General features: G+C 47.3%; 17 protein-coding genes and 1 pseudogene. 15 read left to right on the forward strand and 3 right to left on the reverse strand.

Annotated features, from left to right (window positions below):
* Window positions 1-41: 41 nt before the first annotated feature.
* Window positions 42-1,553: a M1 family metallopeptidase gene (locus AC6I1H_RS14530; protein ID WP_497738246.1), complete on the reverse strand. Its 1,512-nt coding sequence runs from the start codon at window positions 1,551-1,553 to the stop codon at window positions 42-44.
* A 207-nt stretch (window positions 1,554-1,760) separates the two neighbouring features.
* Between AC6I1H_RS14530 and AC6I1H_RS14535 the strand changes: the two genes are divergently transcribed.
* The 8 genes from AC6I1H_RS14535 to AC6I1H_RS14570 all read left to right on the forward strand — a co-directional run bounded on the left by AC6I1H_RS14535 (window position 1,761) and on the right by AC6I1H_RS14570 (window position 13,456).
* Window positions 1,761-2,657: a L,D-transpeptidase gene (locus AC6I1H_RS14535; protein ID WP_497738247.1), complete on the forward strand. Its 897-nt coding sequence runs from the start codon at window positions 1,761-1,763 to the stop codon at window positions 2,655-2,657.
* Window positions 2,658-2,836: 179 nt separating this feature from the next.
* Window positions 2,837-3,247, forward strand: coding sequence for a bacteriohemerythrin (locus tag AC6I1H_RS14540; protein ID WP_497738248.1), 411 nt, complete (start codon window positions 2,837-2,839; stop codon window positions 3,245-3,247).
* Between the two features lie 132 nt (window positions 3,248-3,379).
* A complete protein-coding gene (locus tag AC6I1H_RS14545) occupies window positions 3,380-4,870 on the forward strand; it encodes a TIGR02677 family protein (protein WP_497738249.1) in 1,491 nt (496 codons plus the stop codon).
* Window positions 4,871-4,874: 4 nt separating this feature from the next.
* Entirely contained in the window at window positions 4,875-6,026 is a 1,152-nt protein-coding gene (locus AC6I1H_RS14550) for a TIGR02678 family protein (protein WP_497738250.1), read from the forward strand.
* Window positions 6,016-10,224 (forward strand): TIGR02680 family protein, encoded by a 4,209-nt coding sequence (locus AC6I1H_RS14555; protein ID WP_497738251.1) that lies wholly within the window; start codon window positions 6,016-6,018, stop codon window positions 10,222-10,224. The genes AC6I1H_RS14550 and AC6I1H_RS14555 overlap by 11 nt, the downstream gene beginning before the upstream one ends.
* Window positions 10,225-10,255: 31 nt before the next feature.
* Complete coding sequence (locus tag AC6I1H_RS14560; protein ID WP_497738252.1) at window positions 10,256-11,545, forward strand: TIGR02679 family protein; 1,290 nt, start codon at window positions 10,256-10,258, stop codon at window positions 11,543-11,545.
* 79 nt (window positions 11,546-11,624) lie between these two features.
* Window positions 11,625-13,235, forward strand: coding sequence for a murein biosynthesis integral membrane protein MurJ (murJ, locus tag AC6I1H_RS14565; RefSeq protein WP_497738253.1), 1,611 nt, complete (start codon window positions 11,625-11,627; stop codon window positions 13,233-13,235).
* Window positions 13,232-13,456, forward strand: coding sequence for a putative ABC transporter permease (locus AC6I1H_RS14570; protein ID WP_497738254.1), 225 nt, complete (start codon window positions 13,232-13,234; stop codon window positions 13,454-13,456). The genes murJ and AC6I1H_RS14570 overlap by 4 nt, the downstream gene beginning before the upstream one ends.
* 8 nt (window positions 13,457-13,464) lie before the next feature.
* On the opposite strand, the gene AC6I1H_RS14575 is transcribed toward AC6I1H_RS14570, so the two are convergent.
* Window positions 13,465-14,376 (reverse strand): PucR family transcriptional regulator, encoded by a 912-nt coding sequence (locus tag AC6I1H_RS14575; protein WP_497738255.1) that lies wholly within the window; start codon window positions 14,374-14,376, stop codon window positions 13,465-13,467.
* A gap of 106 nt (window positions 14,377-14,482) precedes the next feature.
* Here AC6I1H_RS14575 and AC6I1H_RS14580 point away from each other — a divergent pair, with 106 nt between their 5' ends.
* A complete protein-coding gene (locus AC6I1H_RS14580; protein WP_120768048.1) occupies window positions 14,483-14,704 on the forward strand; it encodes a type II toxin-antitoxin system VapB family antitoxin in 222 nt (73 codons plus the stop codon).
* Entirely contained in the window at window positions 14,685-15,086 is a 402-nt protein-coding gene (vapC, locus tag AC6I1H_RS14585; RefSeq protein WP_497738256.1) for a type II toxin-antitoxin system VapC family toxin, read from the forward strand. Before AC6I1H_RS14580 ends, vapC begins: the two co-directional genes overlap by 20 nt.
* A 125-nt stretch (window positions 15,087-15,211) precedes the next feature.
* Here the strand turns inward: vapC and AC6I1H_RS14590 are convergent, their stop codons facing one another.
* Window positions 15,212-16,321 (reverse strand): ABC transporter ATP-binding protein, encoded by a 1,110-nt coding sequence (locus AC6I1H_RS14590; RefSeq protein WP_497738257.1) that lies wholly within the window; start codon window positions 16,319-16,321, stop codon window positions 15,212-15,214.
* Between the two features lie 244 nt (window positions 16,322-16,565).
* On the opposite strand from AC6I1H_RS14590, the gene AC6I1H_RS14595 reads away from it, so the two are divergent.
* The 5 genes and pseudogenes from AC6I1H_RS14595 (at window position 16,566) to fba (ending at window position 20,264) form a co-directional block, all read left to right on the forward strand.
* Window positions 16,566-16,820 (forward strand): type II toxin-antitoxin system HicA family toxin, encoded by a 255-nt coding sequence (locus tag AC6I1H_RS14595; protein WP_497738258.1) that lies wholly within the window; start codon window positions 16,566-16,568, stop codon window positions 16,818-16,820.
* Window positions 16,820-17,029: a type II toxin-antitoxin system HicB family antitoxin gene (locus AC6I1H_RS14600; RefSeq protein WP_497740816.1), complete on the forward strand. Its 210-nt coding sequence runs from the start codon at window positions 16,820-16,822 to the stop codon at window positions 17,027-17,029. The genes AC6I1H_RS14595 and AC6I1H_RS14600 overlap by 1 nt, the downstream gene beginning before the upstream one ends.
* A 209-nt stretch (window positions 17,030-17,238) precedes the next feature.
* Window positions 17,239-18,428: pseudogene (locus AC6I1H_RS14605) on the forward strand (ROK family transcriptional regulator).
* A 2-nt stretch (window positions 18,429-18,430) separates the two neighbouring features.
* The gene (locus AC6I1H_RS14610) at window positions 18,431-19,390 is read left to right on the forward strand and encodes an ROK family protein (protein WP_497738259.1); all 960 of its coding nucleotides are present in this window, start codon (window positions 18,431-18,433) and stop codon (window positions 19,388-19,390) included.
* Window positions 19,391-19,406: 16 nt separating this feature from the next.
* Window positions 19,407-20,264 (forward strand): class II fructose-1,6-bisphosphate aldolase, encoded by an 858-nt coding sequence (fba, locus tag AC6I1H_RS14615; protein ID WP_497738260.1) that lies wholly within the window; start codon window positions 19,407-19,409, stop codon window positions 20,262-20,264.
* The last annotated feature ends 106 nt before the right edge of the window (window positions 20,265-20,370 follow it).

A 20,370-nucleotide genomic window follows, 5' to 3' on the forward strand; every position in this document is an offset into this window, starting at 1 on the left:
GTCAGGAGAAGGCCGGCATTAATTTTTATTGCACAAATAAATTAAAACCATTTTTTAAAAAAATTGTCATCGATGCCAGGGTAATTCCTATACTTTAAAAACTTTATGAAATCGTCAAAACTTACATTTTTATACATGTATGTATTTAAATAGGACCGCAGAAAATCCAGCATTTTTTCCTCGCCTATGGTATTTTTCAGTTCTTCGTAAAACAAGGCCCCTTTGACATAGACAACGGCGAAATATTCACGGTTGTCCATGAAGGATTTGACGGGGTCCCGCATGCTTCTCTTGCTCTGTTTTATCAGATTCATGCTGGAATTGACCTGTCTTTCAAAATAAGATTCCCTGCCGGCATCCCCGTACCTTTTTTCGAAGTAATAGAGCGTTGAAAACTCCGTCAATCCCTCATCCAGCCACGGCTCGTTTATGGAATCATTTCCAACCAGGCCGTACCACCACTGGTGCGCTACTTCGTGAGCCATGGACCTTTCGAAAGAAGTGTTGGAAAGAGCGGGTTCCCGGTATTTGGCGGTGTTCATCATTATAAAAGTGGGAAATTCCATGCCTCCGGCGTAGAAGTTGGCTTCAGCTATGCGCAGTTCCGGGTACGGGTATTTCCCAAAGCTGCGGTTATAGATGGCCAGTGCGTGTTTTGCCACATCCAGGGCCATGAAACCTCCTTTTTTGTCTTCGGGGTGAAAATAGGATATGATTTTTATACCGTCCACAAAATCCTCGGCGGTTTCATAATTATTGCTGATGGCTGCGGCGAAATCCCGGATTTTTTCCGCTGAATACACAAAAACAGCCTTTTCTCCTTTTACCGTATGCGTTTTCAATGTTCCCGAGGCGGCCACGGTAAAGCCCTGCGGCACTGTGAAGCTGACGGTGTAATCTGATATATCGCTGAAAGCGGGGTCTCCCATGGCGGGGTGCCTGTCCAGCTTCCATCCTCCGCTGGAGTAAACCGCCAGAATGGGGTACCAGTAGCCGAGAGAAAGTGTGACAGCCCCGCCGCCAAACACCCTGTATCCGAACCTGTAGTTGGCTTTCGGGACGGTGAGCGTGAAAGTGAGGCGTATCCTGGAAGACTCCCCTGGCTGTACGGGTTTATTAAGCGACAGCTTTAATACCTCGTCATTGTTTTGGACTACCCACCTGATTGGGTCTCCGTCCTGCAAAGCCTGGAGGATGTCGATGCCTCCAGTGGAAAAACCGTCAGGGAAGACCAGATCAAGGTCCCGGGAAGAAAACGGAGGGTGTTTCTGGTCTTTGAATATATTTGGGTAGAGGTGAAAATATAGCTCGCTCATGCTTTTACCTGTATTATTCACATATTTTAAGTGCATTTCGGCCTTTATGAGGTTTAGCCCGTTGTATTCAAGCCTTATGTCATAAGCGTTTTGCTGCGGCTCGGGCTCTTTTTCGGCCTCACGGGTGGGCGCGGAGCTCTGGCTGCTGTTGAGCGGCGGCTGCTTGAAGGCGAAAGCCATGAAGAAAACCAGCATTGCGAGCAGCATGATTGCAAATACTGCTATAAATTTTTTCAAGGCATGACCTCCCGAAATGTTTCGTTGTTTATTAAAATTCGATTATAAACCGTCAAATTCCTTCTTTTTCCTTTTAATTTATTTGCTAAATTCATGAAAAAGAAGTACAAAATTAAAAATCTTAGAGGAAAACGGCCATTCGTGTCGAATTAATAATCTATATTCTGGTTAAAAAGTTTTTTGCAAAGGGGAAAGGCACGATATTAAATGAATTGCTGGAAGATATTTATTGTCATGGCTTTGCTGATTTTTAGCGTGTTTAAGATTCCTTCTTTTGCTCAAAATGGCCGGTACATAACAGTAATTCATAACGAAAATGCGGGGAAGATTGCTGATGCCCCGAACAAAAACCAAAATTTTACCACGCTTATGGAACTGCCGGATGGCAACGTGAATCATGAATCCGTAAAACCTTATTCCCAAAAAGCAAGTTCTTCTGATGATATGCCTTCTGGAGCAGCAGATTCAGCCAACTCTCTGGAAGATTATATTTTTCCGAGCAAGCTGACAGTTATTGATGCGGGAGAAACAGAAGCTGTTGCTTTAAAACAAAAGCCCATGGCAGATTCAAAGGCATTAGGCATGGTTTACGGCAGCCTTGCCCATGTGGAAGTGCTTGGAGGCGAAGATGGGGAATACGTGAAGATAAGGGCAAGGGATTATGATTCTGGCAGGCTGGTTGATGGGTACGTCTTGAAAAAGAGCATAAAACATGTTTCAACCAATCAAAATTACGGAGTGGTAGTTGATACAGATAGCCAAAAGGTATATATTTATAAAGGCAATACGCTGTTTAAGACCTTTTTGTGCTCTACGGGCATGGAGGGCATGTATGAAACTCCTGAAGGCATTTATATGATTGGCAGCCGCGGGCCGTCATTCTACAGCAAAAAATACAGGCAGGGGGCTTACAATTGGGTGAGGTTCAATAAGGGGTATCTCTTCCACAGTATTCCATTCGATGAAAATTATAATATTATTGCGTCAGAAGCGGACAAGCTGGGCACAAAAGCTTCTCACGGCTGCGTCCGGTTGTCGGTTGATGATGCAAAATGGTTTTACGAAAATATACCAAAAAACACGGTGGTTATTGTAACAAAGTAAGCCGGTTGATATGTAGCTGATTGTAAAAGTCAGCGATCTAAATAACAAAAAATGGCAAAGTAAAGATTGGGGGATGAGTCAGGTGAGTCAGGGGACGGTTCCTTGACTCAACCTGTTGAGTCAAGGAACCGTCCCCTGACTCAAACTGCTGACTCATAATTTTAAAAGGGGGCTTCTGTATGGCTGTGCAGTGGACCGAGGATCTTGCAACGGGCATTGAAGAAATCGACAGCCAGCACAAAGAATTGTTCAACAGGATAAATGCGCTGGTGGATGCGTGCTCCAGGGGAAAGGGCAGGGAGGAATTATCCGGTATCCTCGATTTTCTCGGAGACTATGTGGTCATGCATTTTGGAGCCGAGGAAAAACGCATGAAGGCTCAGGGCTTTCCGGATTATGAAAAGCATAAAAAGCAGCATGACGGTTTCATAGAGGAATTTCAGGATTTAAAAAATAAGCTGGAGCAAAAAGGCCCTACAGTTGATCTGGTGATAAAGGTCAATCACTTCCTATTTGACTGGCTGATAAACCATATCAGGAAGATGGACAAGGTGCTGGGGGTTTTTTTAAAGAAAAAAGGCCTTCAATGAATAGCGGGTAAGAAAAACCGGGTGAGGGCATTACCTTACCCGGTTTTTTACAGGCTTGCAACTTCAGTTTAAAAAAGTTAAAATAAAACGGGTAAGGTGGATTAAAATGTCGAAGGCAGGTAGAGATGCGGGATGGATAGCTTAAACATGGAGCTTTTAAAGCCGCTTGATGAGGCAAAGTATCTCACGCAGGAGAATGCGGCGAGGTACAGAGTCATCATGCGCTTTTTTTATGAGCAGCACCAGAGGCTGCGCTATTTCCTTTACAAAGAAGATGTTTTTGATTATATGAAGCAGTTTGAGGTCTTTTCGGATTACACCATGGATAAGTGCGAGCAGGATTTGAACGCCCTTTCGCAGTGGAAAAACCTCATCTCGACGCAAGACACGACCAGGGCTTCCACCCTGGAGGAGTTTAAAAATAAGAAGTTCAGGTATCAGCTCAGCCCTTACTCCATTGAGATAGAGAGGATGACTATAAGGCTCGAGAGCCTTTCGGGGTATGGCGGGTCGCTGGAGCCGTCCCTTTTCGAGAGGATATACGCCGCCCTGCTCAAGATAAATGATTTTTCCGCATCCTCCGACACGGCGGCGGCCCACCGGTGGTGGCAGGATCTGAATGCGGATTTCGAGAGCATATATCACAACGCCACCGACTACATAGCGAGCCTCCAGAGCTCCCGGGCGGATGAGCTTATGAAGACGGAGGCTTTTATAGTATACAAGGATCGCATGATAGAATACCTGCGGGATTTTATAAAGGACCTGCAGCGGTTTTCGTCGGCCATCGAGGAATTTTTGAGAAAGCTGGATGCAGGTGTTGTAAAAAATGTTATAGACAGGCTGGTGGAATACGAGCTTTCGGTCCCCAGGATTGATGTCCGCCCGGAGCCTGATGAAATAAGGGAGGAGATCCAGAGCCGCTGGGAAAATCTGACGGGCTGGTTTCTCGGTTACGGCGGCGACGAGAGCGAAGCGTACCGGCTTTTTTCCGTGACGAATGAGATAATAAGGAAGATAACCCGCTTTGCAGCCAGAATAGCCGAGAGCCGCTCCAGAACCTTAAGCCGGAAGGACGATTATTTGAAGCTTGCGGCAGCCTTTGCAAGGTGCAAAAGCTTGAATGAAGCCCACCTGCTATCGGCTGCGGCGTTCGGGGCTTTCAATACCCGCCACCTTTCGGGGGAGCAGGAAAGGACCACTGAAAGTATCACCGGCGGGGTGTGGGAGGAAAAGCCCGGCCTTTTCATCCTGAAACCCAAGACCAGGAGTTATTCCGAAAGCGGCAAAACCTGCGCCATTCGGGACAGCGGCGAATATAAAAACCGCAGCCTGAGGGAATATCTGCTGGAACTTGCGCGGGAAAGAGAGATGGTGGAAAGCCTCATCTCGGGCAACAGGATAAATCTTGCAGAGCTCCCCGAGTTGGAACCTTCTGTGAGGGTAACCCTGCTTCGCTGGATCGGCAAGGCCATGGGAAACAGGAACAGAACGGCAAAGACGGAAGACGGCAGGCTTTACAGGGTAATTTTTCCCAAAAACGATGAGCGCATATGGCTGAGGTGCACGGACGGCAATATAAACATGCCGGCTTTTATCATAGAATTTGAGGAGGCCGGGTGATTCTATGGAAGAATTACATATGCTGTTGGAAAACTTCTGGATACTCAGAGACGAAGACCGGGACGCATATTACAGAATAAGGGACGCCCAGGAGCGCATGAAGTCTTTCCTGGAGGAAAAGCTGGGGTACAGGCTTTTGATAAACCCGCGCATGGCAAAGCTGGAGAAGGTGCCGGGCGAAGCGGAACCCTGGATGGGCATCCAGGATTTTAAAGAGCCCATGGATTACGCCTTTTTGTGCCTGCTTCTGGCTTTTCTGGAAGAAAAAGGGCCGGAGGAGCAGTTCGTGCTTTCAAATATAACGGAGTATATCCAGGCGGCCTATGATGGCGATGAAAAGGTGGACTGGACGCTGTATTCCCACAGGAGGTCGTTGGTGCGGGCTCTTGTTTTCGCGACAAAATACGGGATTTTGAAGGTGAATGACGGCGAGCAGGAAAGGTTTTCGGACGACAGGAGCACAGAGGTGCTCTATGAGAATACCGGGATATCCGGGTATTTTCTGAGAAGCTTCGGGCGGGAACTCGGCGACAACATTGATTTTGAAACCCTGCTGGAAAGCGAACGGTTCGCCGGAGACGCCGACAGAGGCAGCATTCGCCGCCACAGGGTGTACCGCAAGCTGCTGCTTTCGCCGGCGGTGTACAGCCGGGGGCCCGAGGACCAGGATTTCCTCTATATAAAAAATTACAGGAATACTATCCAGAAGGATTTTGAGGAAAACGTGGGCGCAAAACTCCACCTGCACAAAAGTTCCGCATTCCTCGTGTATGACGGTTCTTTTCAAAACAGGTACGTTTTTCCTGACGGAGGCAATGTTTCGGACATCATACTGCAGGTGGCGGGGCTCATCCGAAAAAAGCTGGAGGAAGGGAAGCTTCAGGCAAAGCCCGACGATACGATAGAAATGCCGGAAATGGAATTTCACCGCATCATATTGGAATGCAGGGAATTATATAAAGACGGCTGGTATAAATCTTACCGGGAGCTTGCACCCGAAAAGCTCATCCGGGAGGTGGCGGATGCGATGGAGTCATGGAAGATGATTGAAAAAGACGGAGCGCTCCGCTCGGTTAAAATTCTGCCTTTGATGGGAAAATTTGTCGGAGAATACCCGGAAAATTTCAGGAAGGAAGAGACAAATCATGAAGAGTAGATGGATGCTGAACAGAGCTGGGCTTATAAATTTTTGGTACTATGATGATGAGGAATTCGACTTTTCCGGAGGGAGGCTTCTTCTGAGGGGAGCCAACGGTTCAGGCAAATCAGTGACCATGCAGAGCTTCATCCCCCTGCTTTTGGACGGGAACAAGAGCCCCGAGAGGCTGGACCCTTTCGGATCCAGGGCCAGGAGGCTGGAAGATTATCTCTTGGGGGAGGAGTCTGTAAGCGGCGTCGACGAGAGGACAGGATATCTTTATATGGAGTTCAAGCGGCAATATGCCGAAAGTTACATAACCGTGGGACTGGGCCTGAAGGCCAGGCGGGGGCAGAGCCTGGACTCCTGGGGGTTTATAATCCTGGACGGCCGCCGGGTGGGCAGGGATTTGCATTTGTACAAATGGGAAATAGGCCCCGACGGCAAAAAGCAAAAGGTGCCTCTTTCCAAAAGGGAGCTGAAGGCGAAGATCGTACCGGGCGGCGAAGTGACGGAGAGTCAGAGGGAATACATGGAAATGGTGAACAAGTACATCTTCGGATTCAACACTGTGGAAGAATACGACGAACTCATAAAACTGCTGGTGCAGCTTCGAAGCCCCAAGCTTTCCAAGGACTTCCGCCCGACTGTCATATACGAGATAATGAATGCCGCCCTTCCGGCACTTTCCGACGAAGATTTAAGGCCCCTGTCGGAGACCATAGAAAACATGGACGAGATTAAGGCGCACCTGGATGAACTGTATAAAAGCCGCGGGGCTGCAGCGAGGCTCAAAGCCGAGTATGACTCTTACAACCGCTTTATCTTATATGAAAAGTCCAAGGCACTGGTAAAATCTTATCAGGACCTGTCAGAAGCCGTGAAAAACCGCGACGCCCTGGCGAATGAAATCGAGAGCCAGAAGAGGCTGGAGGAGGAGCTTGCTGCAAAAATCGGGGCACTGCAGGCAGAGCAGGCGGCTTTAAAGCAGAAGGAAGAGTCTTTGAGGGAAAACGACGCCTTCAAGGCGGGGCAGGCGCTGGCAAAAGAGGAACAGCAGCTCAAAGACAGAAAGGCCGCCCTTGAAAAAAAGCGCTGCCAGTTGAATGAAAAGAATTCCCGCAAAAAGGAGCTAGAGCGGCAGATAGGAGAGGCTGCCCGGGAAAAGGAAGCCGTGGAGCTTGCAATGCGGGAAACCATGGCGGATATGGACAAGGCCGCAGGCGCTTCCGACTTTATGGAACATGATTTTTCAAAGGACGAGCTTCAAAAAGTTTTCGGTAGGAAATTTGATTTTACTTTTTGGAAGAGCGAGGCTTCAAAACATAAAAATAAAATAAAGAAAGCCCTGGAGGCCATGCAAAAAGAGCGGGAGGAAAACAGGAGGTACGACAGGGCGCTCCAGGAGCAGGACGTTTTGAGGAAAGAGAGGGATGATTGCCTAAGGCGCCTTAAAGAGTGGGAAGCCCAGTTTGATACGGTGAAAGGCGAGTATGTGGAAAAGATATACGCCTGGTCCGATGCGAACGGGGAACTCAAGATTCAGCGGGACTCTCTGGAAGCCCTGGCGCGCCTGGCGCTAAACTATGGCGACAGAATCAGGTTTGAAGACATATTGAAGGAAGTCAGGGCATTTTTCGAGAATAAAAACCGACAGCTTCTCGACAGCAGAATATCGCTTCAAAACCGGAGAGCGCAGGAAGTAAATCTGCTCGATGAGAAGAAGGCCGAGCTTGAGGAATGGAAAAACAAAAAAGATCCGGAACCCGAGCGGCATCCCCAGGTGGAGCAAAACCGCAAAAGGCTTCGGGAAAGCGGCATCCCTCATGTGCCGCTTTACATGGCCCTGGAATTTAAAGAAGATGTGGATGAAGAAGCCAGGGGCAGGCTGGAAGCAGCCCTGGAAGACATGGGCCTTCTGGATGCGCTGATAGTGCCGAAGGAATATCTGGATAGGGCCATGGCGATGGATGGCAGCATGTGCGACCGGTTCATAGCTCCCGGACGATTTTCCATGAACCTCAATGTGCTGCAGTACTTCGATGTGGCCGGTCTGGAAGGGGTGTCCGTTTCCCGGGAAACGGTGGACGACGCTTTGAGAAACATCCTGGCGTACCGGGAGGAAAACGCCACTTACGTGGAAGACGACGGATTTTTCGGCATAGGCGTGCTGAAGGGCAAGGGCAGAGGCGGCGAAAGGCCGAGATATATCGGTTATGAATCGCGAAAAAGATTCAGGGAAGAAAAGATTGCGGCTTTGAACCGGGAGATTGAGGAAATAAACGGACGCGTACAGAGCATGGATGAACAAATAGAAATATTGGGCGAAAGGATTGCTCAACTGAAGCAGGAGTACGACGCTTTCCCCGGTCCGCAAGACATGGACGCGGCGCTGGCTACCTGCCGGGATGCAGAAAGAGAGCTTAAAAATGCCGAAAAAGCCCTGGAAAGCAAGAATCAGGAAGTAAATACGCTTTTTGATTTACTGCAAAATTTAAGGGCGGAGGTCAGAAAGCTCACATCGGGCATCAATATCAGGGCTGATATAAAGTCCTATGAAGAAGCCCTGGACAACATGGACGAATACGGCGAAAACCTGGGGCGGCTGGAGATAGCGTACAGTAAAATGCTTTCCGCTGCGGAGAAAGTTTCTATACTCACGCAAAATTATGAGGATGCGAGAGCCGACGCGGACGACCTTACAGCTGAAATCAGGGATATCGAAGCGGCGATCAGTGAAAGCCTTGCGCGGATAAAAGCCCTGAATGAGACAATAGAGACTCTGGGCCTTGCGAAGCTGGAAGAGGAGCTGAAGGGGTGCATACGCAGGCTGGAGGAGATCCCTGAAAAAATAAGGGAAGCCGATAACCTTGCGACGGCTACGGCCACCAGAAGGCAGAACAACATGGAAAAACTGGCGGAGCTTGATAAAAAGATAGAGCTGATATCCGGCATATGCAGCATCTATAAAAAAGGGTTTCTTGACGAATGGAAACTGGGATTCGTGAAGGACCTAGGAGATTTGCCGGAGAGTGCGGGGGATGATGAAATATCGGGTTTTTGCCGGAAGATCGTAAAGGCTCTGGGGGCTTTTGCGGAAAGGCCAGGCCTGGACAGAGAGAAAATTACAAGAGACTTGCAGGAAGCATTTTATATAAATCAGGTGGAGCTTTTAAACTACGGGCTTGCCATGGGTTATCTTTTCGAGGATGCGTCCATCCCGGAAGAAACCCCAGCCGGCGGGGAAACATCCGACGAAGAAAGAATGGATGCGCTCCGTCATGCAGCAGCCAAACTCAGGCGTTTCCAGATTACGGCTAACCTGCAGGGAAAAATTGTATCGCTATATACCCTGTACGACACCATAGAGCAGGATATTGCGGCCAATGAGGCGCTTTTGCGGGAGACGGACCGAAAACTCTTTGAGGAAATAATATTGCACAACGTCGGGAAAAAGATAAGGGCCAGGATTTTCAGGGCGGAGGAATGGGTGAAAGACATGAACCGCCTGATGTCCGAGAGGGATACCTCCAGCGGCATTACGTTTTCGCTTCAATGGAAGCCGGTCCCTGCCGAAAGCGAAGAGGAAATGGATACCAGGCAGCTGGTGGAAATTCTCAAATCCGGTGCCCAGATGTTGAAACCCGAAGAATTTAATCTTGTCACAAGACATTTCAGGTCCAAAGTTGACAGGGCCAGGAAAGTCATGGACAATGCCGACAATACGGAGACGTTCCATCATATAATAAAGGATATACTGGACTACAGGAAATGGTTTGAGTTTAAGCTGTATTTCAGAAAAGAAGGGGAAACCCGCCGAGAGCTCACCAACCATGCCTTTGATAAGCTCAGCGGCGGAGAAAAGGCCATGGCCATGTATATTCCGCTGTTTTCGGCGGTATGTGCCCGGTATAACTCGGCGGCCCAGGATGCGCCCAGAGTAATATCTCTGGATGAAGCCTTTGCGGGCGTTGACGACACCAATATAAGGGACATGTTCGGGCTGATGGAGGATTTGAATTTCAATTTTATCATAAATTCGCAGGTGCTATGGGGAGACTACGACACTGTGCCGGAGCTTTCCATATGCGAGCTGGTGCGGCCGAAGAACGCCGGCTTTGTCACGGTCATAAGATATATATGGGACGGCAAAAAGCGCATGCTGAAATATGATGTGGATGAAGATGCGGCACAAGCCGCGGGAAGTGGTAAATGAGAGGTTTGATGTGTGAAAGAATGAGAAGGATATGAAGCAGGAAGATTTAAACTTTTTTAAAGATAATAGAGGTTACCGACGGCTTTTTGAAGCCTTCAGAAAAAAATATAAGAGCCTGGGCCGCATTGGCGGCAGCATCCAGCTTTCGAACCTTTCCCGGGAGGAAAAGGAAGTGCTCACCAACCATTTCAGAAAGGATTACACCAGGCAGAGTTCGGCCTGCGTAAGCCTTTTGAAATTTGAAGAATCCCTTAAAAGCACCAGGTTCGAATGTTATTCTTTGAAGGAAATTCTGGAGGCGTATTTTGGAGAGCCGCTGACCGGCAAAAAAGAAGACGAAGAAGCTTTTCGGGTTCAAAGGGACCGGTTTTTCGAAAGGCTTTTTTCCGTGTGCCGCAGCGAAGAAAGCAGGACCTGGCTCAGGAGCGTGTATGAGGGAAAGGCCGCCGGAGCCAGAGCCGTTGAAACGAGGCTTTCGAAGGAAGACGACAGGAAAAGACTTTTCCGGGAGATGGAGGATGTCTTGCGGGCGCTGGACGAGTTGCCTGTGAAGCGAAAGAAAAAGGAACGGCTCGCGGTATTTGCGTCCAGGATAACCCAGAACCCTCACGCCTTCGATATCGGCACCGCTGTCGGGAATCTTTTTTTCAACGCCCTTCTCACCGTCATGGATGCCGAAAAAGCGAAAGACAGCCGGGACCGGGTGGAGGTATACTACGCTGCAGGGATTTTGATGGATGAGATATCGAATTATGTCACCATTGCAGGACTTCGGGCTTTCAGAGGCGATATTGCCGACCCGGTATGGCAGGCGGCCTATGAGAACGGGGAAGTGCTTCAAGTGCCGCTTTTGAATTTAAGCAGCATCGACAGAGTAACAAGCCCCATCGGAAAAGTGTTTGTAGTGGAAAATCCGGGCATTTTTTCTTCGCTTATCGATACGAGCAGATCCGGAAAATCGCCCCAGCGCCCGCTTATATGCACTTTCGGCCAGCCCAGGCTTTCTGCATTTGTCCTTCTGGACCTTCTGGTCGACAGCGGCATGCAAATTTATTATTCCGGCGATTTCGACCCCGAAGGGATCCTTATTGCCGACAGGCTTTTTCGGCGATATAAAGCTAATTTAAAATTATGGCATTATAGTGTCGGGGACTATAAAAAATGCCTTTCTCAAAAAACAATAAGCGAAAAAAGGCTTTCAATGCTGAAAAACCTGGCATGCCCGGAACTTGCTCCCGTGGCCCGGCACATGCTTGAAGTAAAAAGAGCGGGATATCAGGAACTTCTGATAGACGACCTTGCCGCGGAAGTGAGTCAGTGAGTCAGGGGACGGTTCTCTGACTCAAAAATGAGTCAGAGAACCGTCCCCTGACTCACTAACTCAGAAAGGAGTTTTTCCATTGCAGAAAGAAATATTTGACTGTAATAAAATAGCATCCTCCGATCAGCGGTATAGCCCGGGGAAGGCTGCCCGGGCGGCAGCCGTGGTCATGGCCGCCACGCTTTCCAGCAAGATACTGGGCTTTTTTCGGGAACTCTTGATCGGCGCAAAGTTCGGCGCCACAAACGTGACCGATGCATATCTGGTATCCCTTACCGTCCCAGCGGTTATATTTGCCACCGTAGCGGGAGCCCTTGCCACCACCTTTATTCCGGTATATTCCGATGTGGCTGCAAAAAAGGGTAAGATTCCTGCGGCAGATTTTGCCCGTAACCTTTTCAATGTTGTCCTGGCGATATCTATAACTATAAGCCTGGCAGGCATTTTAATGGCAGAGCCTCTTGTAAAGCTGGTAGCCATGGGATTTACCGGCGAGACCCTCAATCTGGCTGTAAGTTTCACCCGTGTTACCATGATTGTCTGTGTATTCGTAGGCCTTTCAAACATTTTAACAGGTTTTTTACAGTCCCATCAGCAGTTTGCGATCCCGGCCCTCATTGGAATACCGTATAATCTCATTATTATCGGAGCCCTTCTGTCAAGTTCTCTTTTCGGGATATGGGGATTAGTAGCAGCCTCAGTGCTGGCAGCCGCCGCCCAGGTCCTTATCCAGATGCCCGCGGCTTTCAAACTGGGCTTTCGAATCGGTGGGAAACCTGATTTTCATGACGAGGCCCTGAAGCGCACAGGTATTTTGGTTGTGCCGGTGGTTTTGGGGACCGGTGTAAGCCAGATAAATACCCTGGTGGACAGGATGCTGGCATCGGGACTGGCTGAGGGCAGTATAGCAGCTCTTAATTTCGCGAACCGCCTGAACGGTTTTGCCTTCGGGATTTTTACCCTATCCATAGCGACAGTGGTATATCCTACCCTTTCAAAACTTTCGGCGAATAAGGACATGGATGCATTTAAAAATGCTCTGGGAAGGGCAGCGGGTTTTGTCATCGCCATTGTCATGCCCATGACCGCAGGAGCCATTATTCTCCGAGTGCCTATAGTGCGGTTTCTTTTCGAGCGGGGGGCTTTTGACGAAAGGGCCACATTTATGACCGCCACGGCCCTCCTCTATTATTCAATAGGAATGGTAGCCTTTGGTCTCCGGGATGTTTTAAACCGGGGTTTTTATTCTCTGCAGGACACAAAAACGCCCATGATAAACGGCGCCATTGCCATGGCGATAAACATAATTCTTAACCTGATCCTAGTAAGGTTTATGGGCATGGGAGGCCTGGCGCTTTCCACCAGTATTTCCGCCATTGCCGGTACGGTGATGCTTTTTTACAGCTTGAGGAGAAGGATAGGTCCCATTGGAGGGAAGAAAATAGCGGAAAGCCTTATTAAGTCAGGGATCGCTTCGGCCGTCATGGCAGCCGCAGTCCATTTTACCTATGGATACATGAGCGCGATTTTTACACCTGTTGGTATCATCAGACAGGCTATGGACCTGGGCACAGCTATCCTTTCGGGATGTCTGGTATATTTTATAATGTGTATCTTGCTGAAAATGGATGAGGTTTTCTGGATGTTTTCCATATTGAAAAATTATTTCTCGAACTCATCCATGACATGATAAGGAATGTACCCTGGTGGGTCAGGGGAGTTACATGGGCGGGCATAATCCTTATGGCTGAGTATCTAACCGGAATGGCCATCAGGCTTTTGACGGGGGTATGCCCCTGGGATTACGGCAGTAGAGCCTTTGCCATGGATGGAGTTATGCGTTTGGACTACGGCATATTCTGGTTTTTTGTGGGACTGGGGTTCGAGAGGCTTCATGATTCCCTTAAATGAAAAAGAAGTTACAGATGATTAGTATCGACAATTCTATTTAATAGTAGATAAATTTCCATCTTCACCGCATCCTGAAAGTTCCTGATGTCAAGACCTGTCTGCTCATGGATTTTGTCTAATCTATACATTAAAGTATTTCGGTGGATATAAAGCTTCCGGGCGGCTTCTGCTATATTAAGGTTGCAGTCCAGGACCGCTCGAATGGTTGTGAGGGCATCTTCATCGAGTTTTTTAAGCTTGCTGCCGATCTCGCCGACGAACTCCCGCATGTTTTGTTCCGGCAGAAAAGAAAACAGCTTTTCCAGCTCCATTTCCGGGTAAAACACGACTCCAGTTTTTAGCGGCCATGCAAATGTCAATGCCTTTTTCGCATCTTCCAGTGCTCCCGTTAATTCCTCCCGGCAACAGGCGATGCCGCCGATGCTGATTAAAATCCTTGTGGGAAATTCCTCGCTCAATGTTTCATAAAGCGCCCGGGAGGCCTCCTTGAGTTCATCGATATTACCCGTCGGAATAATCAGCAAAAGCATATCTTCGACTATTACGGCAAATCCCTCTTCGAACAGCCTCCGGACCAGCGGTTCGAGGTCGAGACCGACCTCGTTTTTTATGACTATCAATCCGCAGGGGAAGGGAAAGTCCTCAATTTCTACGTTTTTTCCAAGAATGTAAGCTCTCAACTTTTCTTCAAATATGCTGTTGGCAAAACCCTCCAGCAAAAGGCAGAAATCCTTCAGCTGGGCCGATGGCAAATCGGCTGCAAGATGATATTCCGCTCCGCCCAGCCTGACGGTTGCTTTTCGGCACTTTTGCTTCAATTCATCGCCGAACACCCTGCGGCCGTATTTATCCATCAGCGTAAAAGGCGTATGAAGCGAGGGCTTTATTGAAGAAAGAATGTTTATCAGTGTTTTTTGCATGAAATATCACCAATATAATCATACAATAATTTTAGTTAAAGAGAAAGTTTTTTGCTTGAAAAACATCACATAGTGATGTATTATTTATATGAAGGGAGTGATGCAGATGAGGACCACATTAAATATTTCCGATGATGTTATTAAAGAAGTAGAGAGTATTTATCCTATAAAAAACAGGTCAAAGGCCATTGAGGAAGCATTAAAAGATGCCATTAAATATAAAAAAATTGCCAGGTTGAAGAGTCTTAAAGGCAAAATCGAATTTGAAATCGGACCGGAAGATATAGAAAAAATAAGGAGTTTAGATAATGAAGAATTTAACAGGTAAGGTCTTAATAGATACATCAATATGGATAGAATATTTTCGGGGCAATAGTGAGATTACCAATATTGTAGACCTTCTTATTGATGAAGATAGAGCTGTCGTAGTAGGGCCGGTCATATCCGAACTCATTCAAGGCGTAAAGGATAAGACAAAAGCCGAGGAACTGATTACAAACATTAAAGCTCTACCATATATCGATATCAGGAAATCCGATTGGATTGATATCGGTCTTTTTTCATTTAAATTGCGAAAAAAAGGTTTGACCATTCCTTTTACGGACACAATCATTGCTGCTGTAGCAATCAAATATCATCTATCCATGTATTCTATTGATAAACATTTTGATTATATAGAAGAACTGTTAAAATTTCAGGGAAATAAGTAAAACCCGCCCGGGAGATTATCTTAGGCGGGTTTTACTATCGATTATTTTTGATTATATTTTCTGATGGTTCATTTAAACGTTTTTGGCCTTTCTAGTTTGGCTGCCATTTATTTTTGATTATATTGTCAACTTAAAATCCTTTTTGTGCTGGCCTTATCGAACAGGTGCAGTTTATTCATGTCAAAACCTATCTTCACCACATCGCCCGGCCTTGCGCTGCTCCTGGGGTCCACTCTGGCTGTAAGAGTGTGCTCTCCGAAGGTGAGGTATAAATATGTCTCGGAACCCATGAGCTCCACCACATCCACTTTTACATCAAAGCAATACTCCGGGAAGTAATCCAGGAAGGCGGGTTCGTCGTGGATGTCTTCAGGACGGATACCCATGACTACCTGCTTGCCTATGAAGGTCGGGTCTATTTTCTTCTTTACGCCGTCAGGTATGGAGAGTTTTGTATGGTCGAAGTTGATGAATAAATTGTCGCCTTCGGCGGTAAGAACGCCTTCCATAAAATTCATCTGAGGGCTGCCTATAAAGCCTGCCACAAAAATGTTGGCCGGATGGTCATAAATATGCTGGGGTTTATCCACCTGCTGAATGACGCCGTCCTTCATGACAACTATCCTGTTGCCCATGGTCATGGCTTCGGTCTGGTCGTGAGTTACGTAAATGAATGTGGTCTGAAGCCTGTCGTGCAGCTTTGCAAGCTCCGTCCTCATCTGCACCCGGAGTTTGGCATCAAGGTTTGAAAGAGGCTCATCCATCAAAAACACCTTGGGTTCCCGCACGATAGCCCTGCCTAAAGCTACCCGCTGCCTCTGGCCGCCTGACAGCGCTTTTGGTTTTCTGGTGAGCAGTTCTTCAATGCCCAATATTCTGGCAGCTTCCCTGACCCTTCTGTCAATCTCCGCCCTCGGAACTTTTCTGAGCTTTAATCCAAAAGCCATATTATCATACACGTTCATGTGGGGATAAAGGGCATAATTATGGAAAACCATGGCGATATCCCGGTCTTTTGGCGGCACATCGTTTACCAGTTTATCTCCGATGTAAAGCTCTCCGGAAGAAATCTCCTCGAGGCCTGCCACCATGCGGAGGGTGGTGGATTTACCGCATCCGGAGGGGCCCACCAGCACTACAAACTCCTTGTCGGCAATATCCAGATTGAAATTGTCCACGGCCTTTACACCGCCGGGGTAAATCTTGCAGACGTTTTTCAATACCACGCTGGCCATATCAATTCTCCTTTCCCAAAAATGTAATACAAATCCGAATTTTTTAATAACCGGATTTTGTTAACATTATTTTAACAATATTTTAACTCCCATCGCATTTTTATTAAATTGACAAAGTGCCCAGAATATGACGGTCAAAATCTACATACAGCACAAATAATAACACCTCGTTAAAGATTATTGATGAAAAGCTAATTAAAATATATAATATAAACAGGATTAAAAGGATGCTAGGGGAAAGTAAATGAGTAGATTTGAAAAAATATTATTGAAGGTTTTACGAGGTAGGTCAGATAAGAATATTTCTTTTGATGAATTATGTAATTTGCTTCTCTATCTCGGGTTTGAAGAACGCATAAATGGAAGTCACCATATTTTTTTTAATCAAGATGTAGAAGAAATATTGAACTTGCAGCCAAAAGGTAACGGCTCCAAACCTTATCAAGTAAAGCAGGTGAGAGAAGTTATTCTCAAATATAAATTAGGAGGAAAAGAATGATGTTTAAATATGAGATCTTAATTTACTGGAGCGAAGAAGACCAGGCTTTTATCGCAGAAGTACCGGAACTGCCGGGATGCGCTGCGGATGGCCTGACATATCAGGAAGCAATAAAAAATGCAGAAGTAGCAATTAAGGAATGGATAGAGACTGCAAAGGAATTGGGGCGAGATATTCCCAAACCTAAAGGACGTTTATTATACGCATAAAATAGGTTCATACTTTTATTTAAGAAGTTTTACGATAAAGCAGGGTGAGATACCCTGTTTTTTATTTTTGTTACCTGCATCGGCGGCATATTTTATAAATCACTTTAAAAACTTCTTAAAAAAGTTTTTTATAAAAGAAGGAATTTGTAAATTTTTATAGAATATATATATCAAACTTATTTAAAATCATAAAGAAAGTGTGATAAAGATTGCAACACATCATGCCTGTTAGCTACAAGTTATTAAAAGGAATGAACGAGTCGCTGGTGATAAACATCATCAGGCAGAGGGGGCCCATATCGAGGGTCGATATCGCGAGGCTCACCGGCCTGACCCAGCCTACGGTGACCAATATCACCAACAAGCTCATGGAATCAAATCTCATCATGGAATACATGATGGGCGAATCCAGCGGCGGGCGGCGGCCGGTGCTGCTCAAGATAAATCCCGAGGCGCTGAATGTCATAGTGATACACATAAGTTCCAACAAACTTTTCGCATATCTCACCGATGGCGATATAAATGTACTGAAACATGATACTGTGAAAATTAAAAATTTAAATAAAGAGCAGATCATCGATATGATGAATGAATATATAGAGAAATATCAAAATGAGGCAAAAGCGCAGCTGCCGGGCATAGGAGTGGTGGTCCACGGGCCAGTCAAAGCCCGGGAAGGCATATCCATTTTTGCACCCAACATAGGCTGGAAAAACGTTCCCATAAAATTCATAGTGGAGGATAAATTCCACATCCCCACTTTTGTGGAAAACGACGTCAGGGCCATGACTCTGGGTGAATTTTACTACGGCGCCGCCAGAGATGTAAATAACATGGTGTTTATAAAGGTGGGATACGGCGTTGGTTCGGGCATCATCATGGACGGCAGGCTGTACCGGGGCGTCGGCGACAGCGCCGGCGAGATAGGCCATACCACCATAGATGTGGGAGGGCATCAGTGCGGATGCGGCAACTACGGTTGCCTGGAAGCCATGGCGTCGGAAAACGCTCTGGTGAAGACCATGGTTAAATCCATAAAAGAAGGAAGGGATTCCATGGTGCTGGACCTGGCGGGCGGCAATCTGGAGGATGTTACGCCGGAGATCATTTATGAAGCGGCAGCAAACGGGGATATACTGGCGAGCCGGATTCTTCGGCAGATTCCAGGTATCTGGGCATAGCCGTTGCGAATGCCATAAACACCTTCAATCCCGAATTGATAGTCATAGGTGGAGGAATCACCCGGGCGAAGACTTTTATTGAGGAAACGATGATGGACACGGTTAAAAGCCGGGCTCTGGAAAGCTGCTTTCAGGATGTGAGAATCAGTTTTTCCACCATGGGCGATGAAGCCACTTTAAAAGGCGCCGCGGACATGGTGATGGCGGAGGTGCTGTAAACATGTATTTTGTAGGTTCCGATCTGGGAGGAACAAATATAGCGACAGCCCTGGTGAATGAGAAGGGTGAAATTATCGAAAAAGACAAAAGGCCCACCGAGGCGGCATACGGCCCCGAACATGTCATTTTTAACATGATAGAAGCCATAAAACGGGTGGCAAGGGATGTGGGCATGGAAAATGTAGTGGGTATCGGGCTGGGGATTCCCGGCCTTGTAGATATTGAAAAGGGCTTATCAATCTTTGCCGGAAACCTGGGCTGGGAAAACATACCTGTTATGGAAAAATTCGAAAAGGAATTTCCGAAAATGCCCTTATTCATGGACAACGATGTAAGAGTAGCCACTCTTGGGGAAAAATACTTTGGGGCGGGCCGAGGCGTCGACAACCTGATTCTGATAACTCTGGGTACAGGCGTAGGCTCCGGTATCATCATAAACGGCAAGCTCTATAGGGGCACCACCTATAGCGCCGGTGAAATAGGCCACATCACCATATTCAGCGACGGCCTGTACTGCAACTGCGGAAACCGCGGCTGCCTGGAGGTTTATGCGTCAGCTCCGGGCATAGCCAGGAGGGCCAGGGAGTATATCCGGGCTGGACATTTTTCCAAAATGGAGGGCATGGTGGGAGGCGACCTTTCCAAAATAACGGCGGAAGTAGTGTCTAAAGCCTGCGACGAAGGTGACAGGCTGGCCAATATGGTAATGGAAGAAACCGCGGAAATTCTGGGCATCGGTATAGCAAATTACATCAATATCATAAATCCCGAAATGGTCATAATAGGAGGCGGAGTTTCCCTGGCGGGCGACAAGCTGTTTGAACCACTGAGAAAGACTGTCAGGCGGAGGACCATGAGAAATGCAGGTGAAAAGGTCAGGATAGTACCTGCCGAGCTGAAAGACGAGTCGGGCATGGTAGGCGCCGCCGCCCTGGCCATGGAAGGTTTGGGAGTAATATAAGTAGGAGGAAGGTTAAATGCCCTTAGTATCTTCAAAAATTATGTTAACAGCGGCACAGCGTGGTCATTATGCCATAGCGGCCTTTAACATACATAATCTGGAGACCCTTAAAGCCGTGGTTGAAACCGCTCGGGGAGAGCGGGCCCCGGTGATTCTACAGGCAACCCCCGGCACCTGCAGGCATGCGGGCATAAAGTTTCTTTATGCCATGGCAGATACTGCGGCACAGGAGACGGATATCCCTATATCACTGCACCTTGACCACGGAGATGATGTTAAACTTGCCTTCAAATGCATAGACGCCGGATTCACGTCCGTAATGGTGGATGGTTCAAGGCTTTGCTTTGAAGAAAACGTAGATATGGTGAAGAAGGTGGTGGATTATGCCCGGCCCAGGGGCGTACAGGTGGAAGCCGAGCTGGGCAGGGTAGGCGGGGTGGAGGAAGAACTTTCGGTGAGCGAATATGAAGCTGCCATGACTGAACCGGAAAAGGCCGCGGAATACGTGGAAAGGACCGGTGTTGATTCCCTGGCCGTCGCCATAGGCACCGCCCACGGCATGTATAAAGGGGAGCCGAAGCTCGATTTTGAAAGGCTGGAGAAGATAAAAAAACTTGTGGCGGTTCCGCTGGTTCTCCACGGCTGCTCCGGCGTTCCTGACGAAATGGTGAAAAAAGCTATAGCGCTGGGAATCTGTAAAATAAATATCGCGACGGATATTAAGATTGCTTTCGCCGGGGCTTTATTAGACTATTTCAAAGATAATCCGAAGGAGGTGGACCCGAGAAAATACTTCAAGCCTGCGGTGGATGCGGTGAAAGATGTGGTAAGATCCAAAATTCGCCTGGCAGGATGCTGTGGCAGAATCAAATGAGGATAATATAAGTATTTTGCAAAGAAACGACCGGAAGACACATATGAAGAAAAATAAATAATAATATATTCAAAAAACAGATTTGTTGAAAAAACAAAAATTCTTG

The sequence above is a fragment of the Biomaibacter sp. TOL genome (assembly GCF_059717795.1).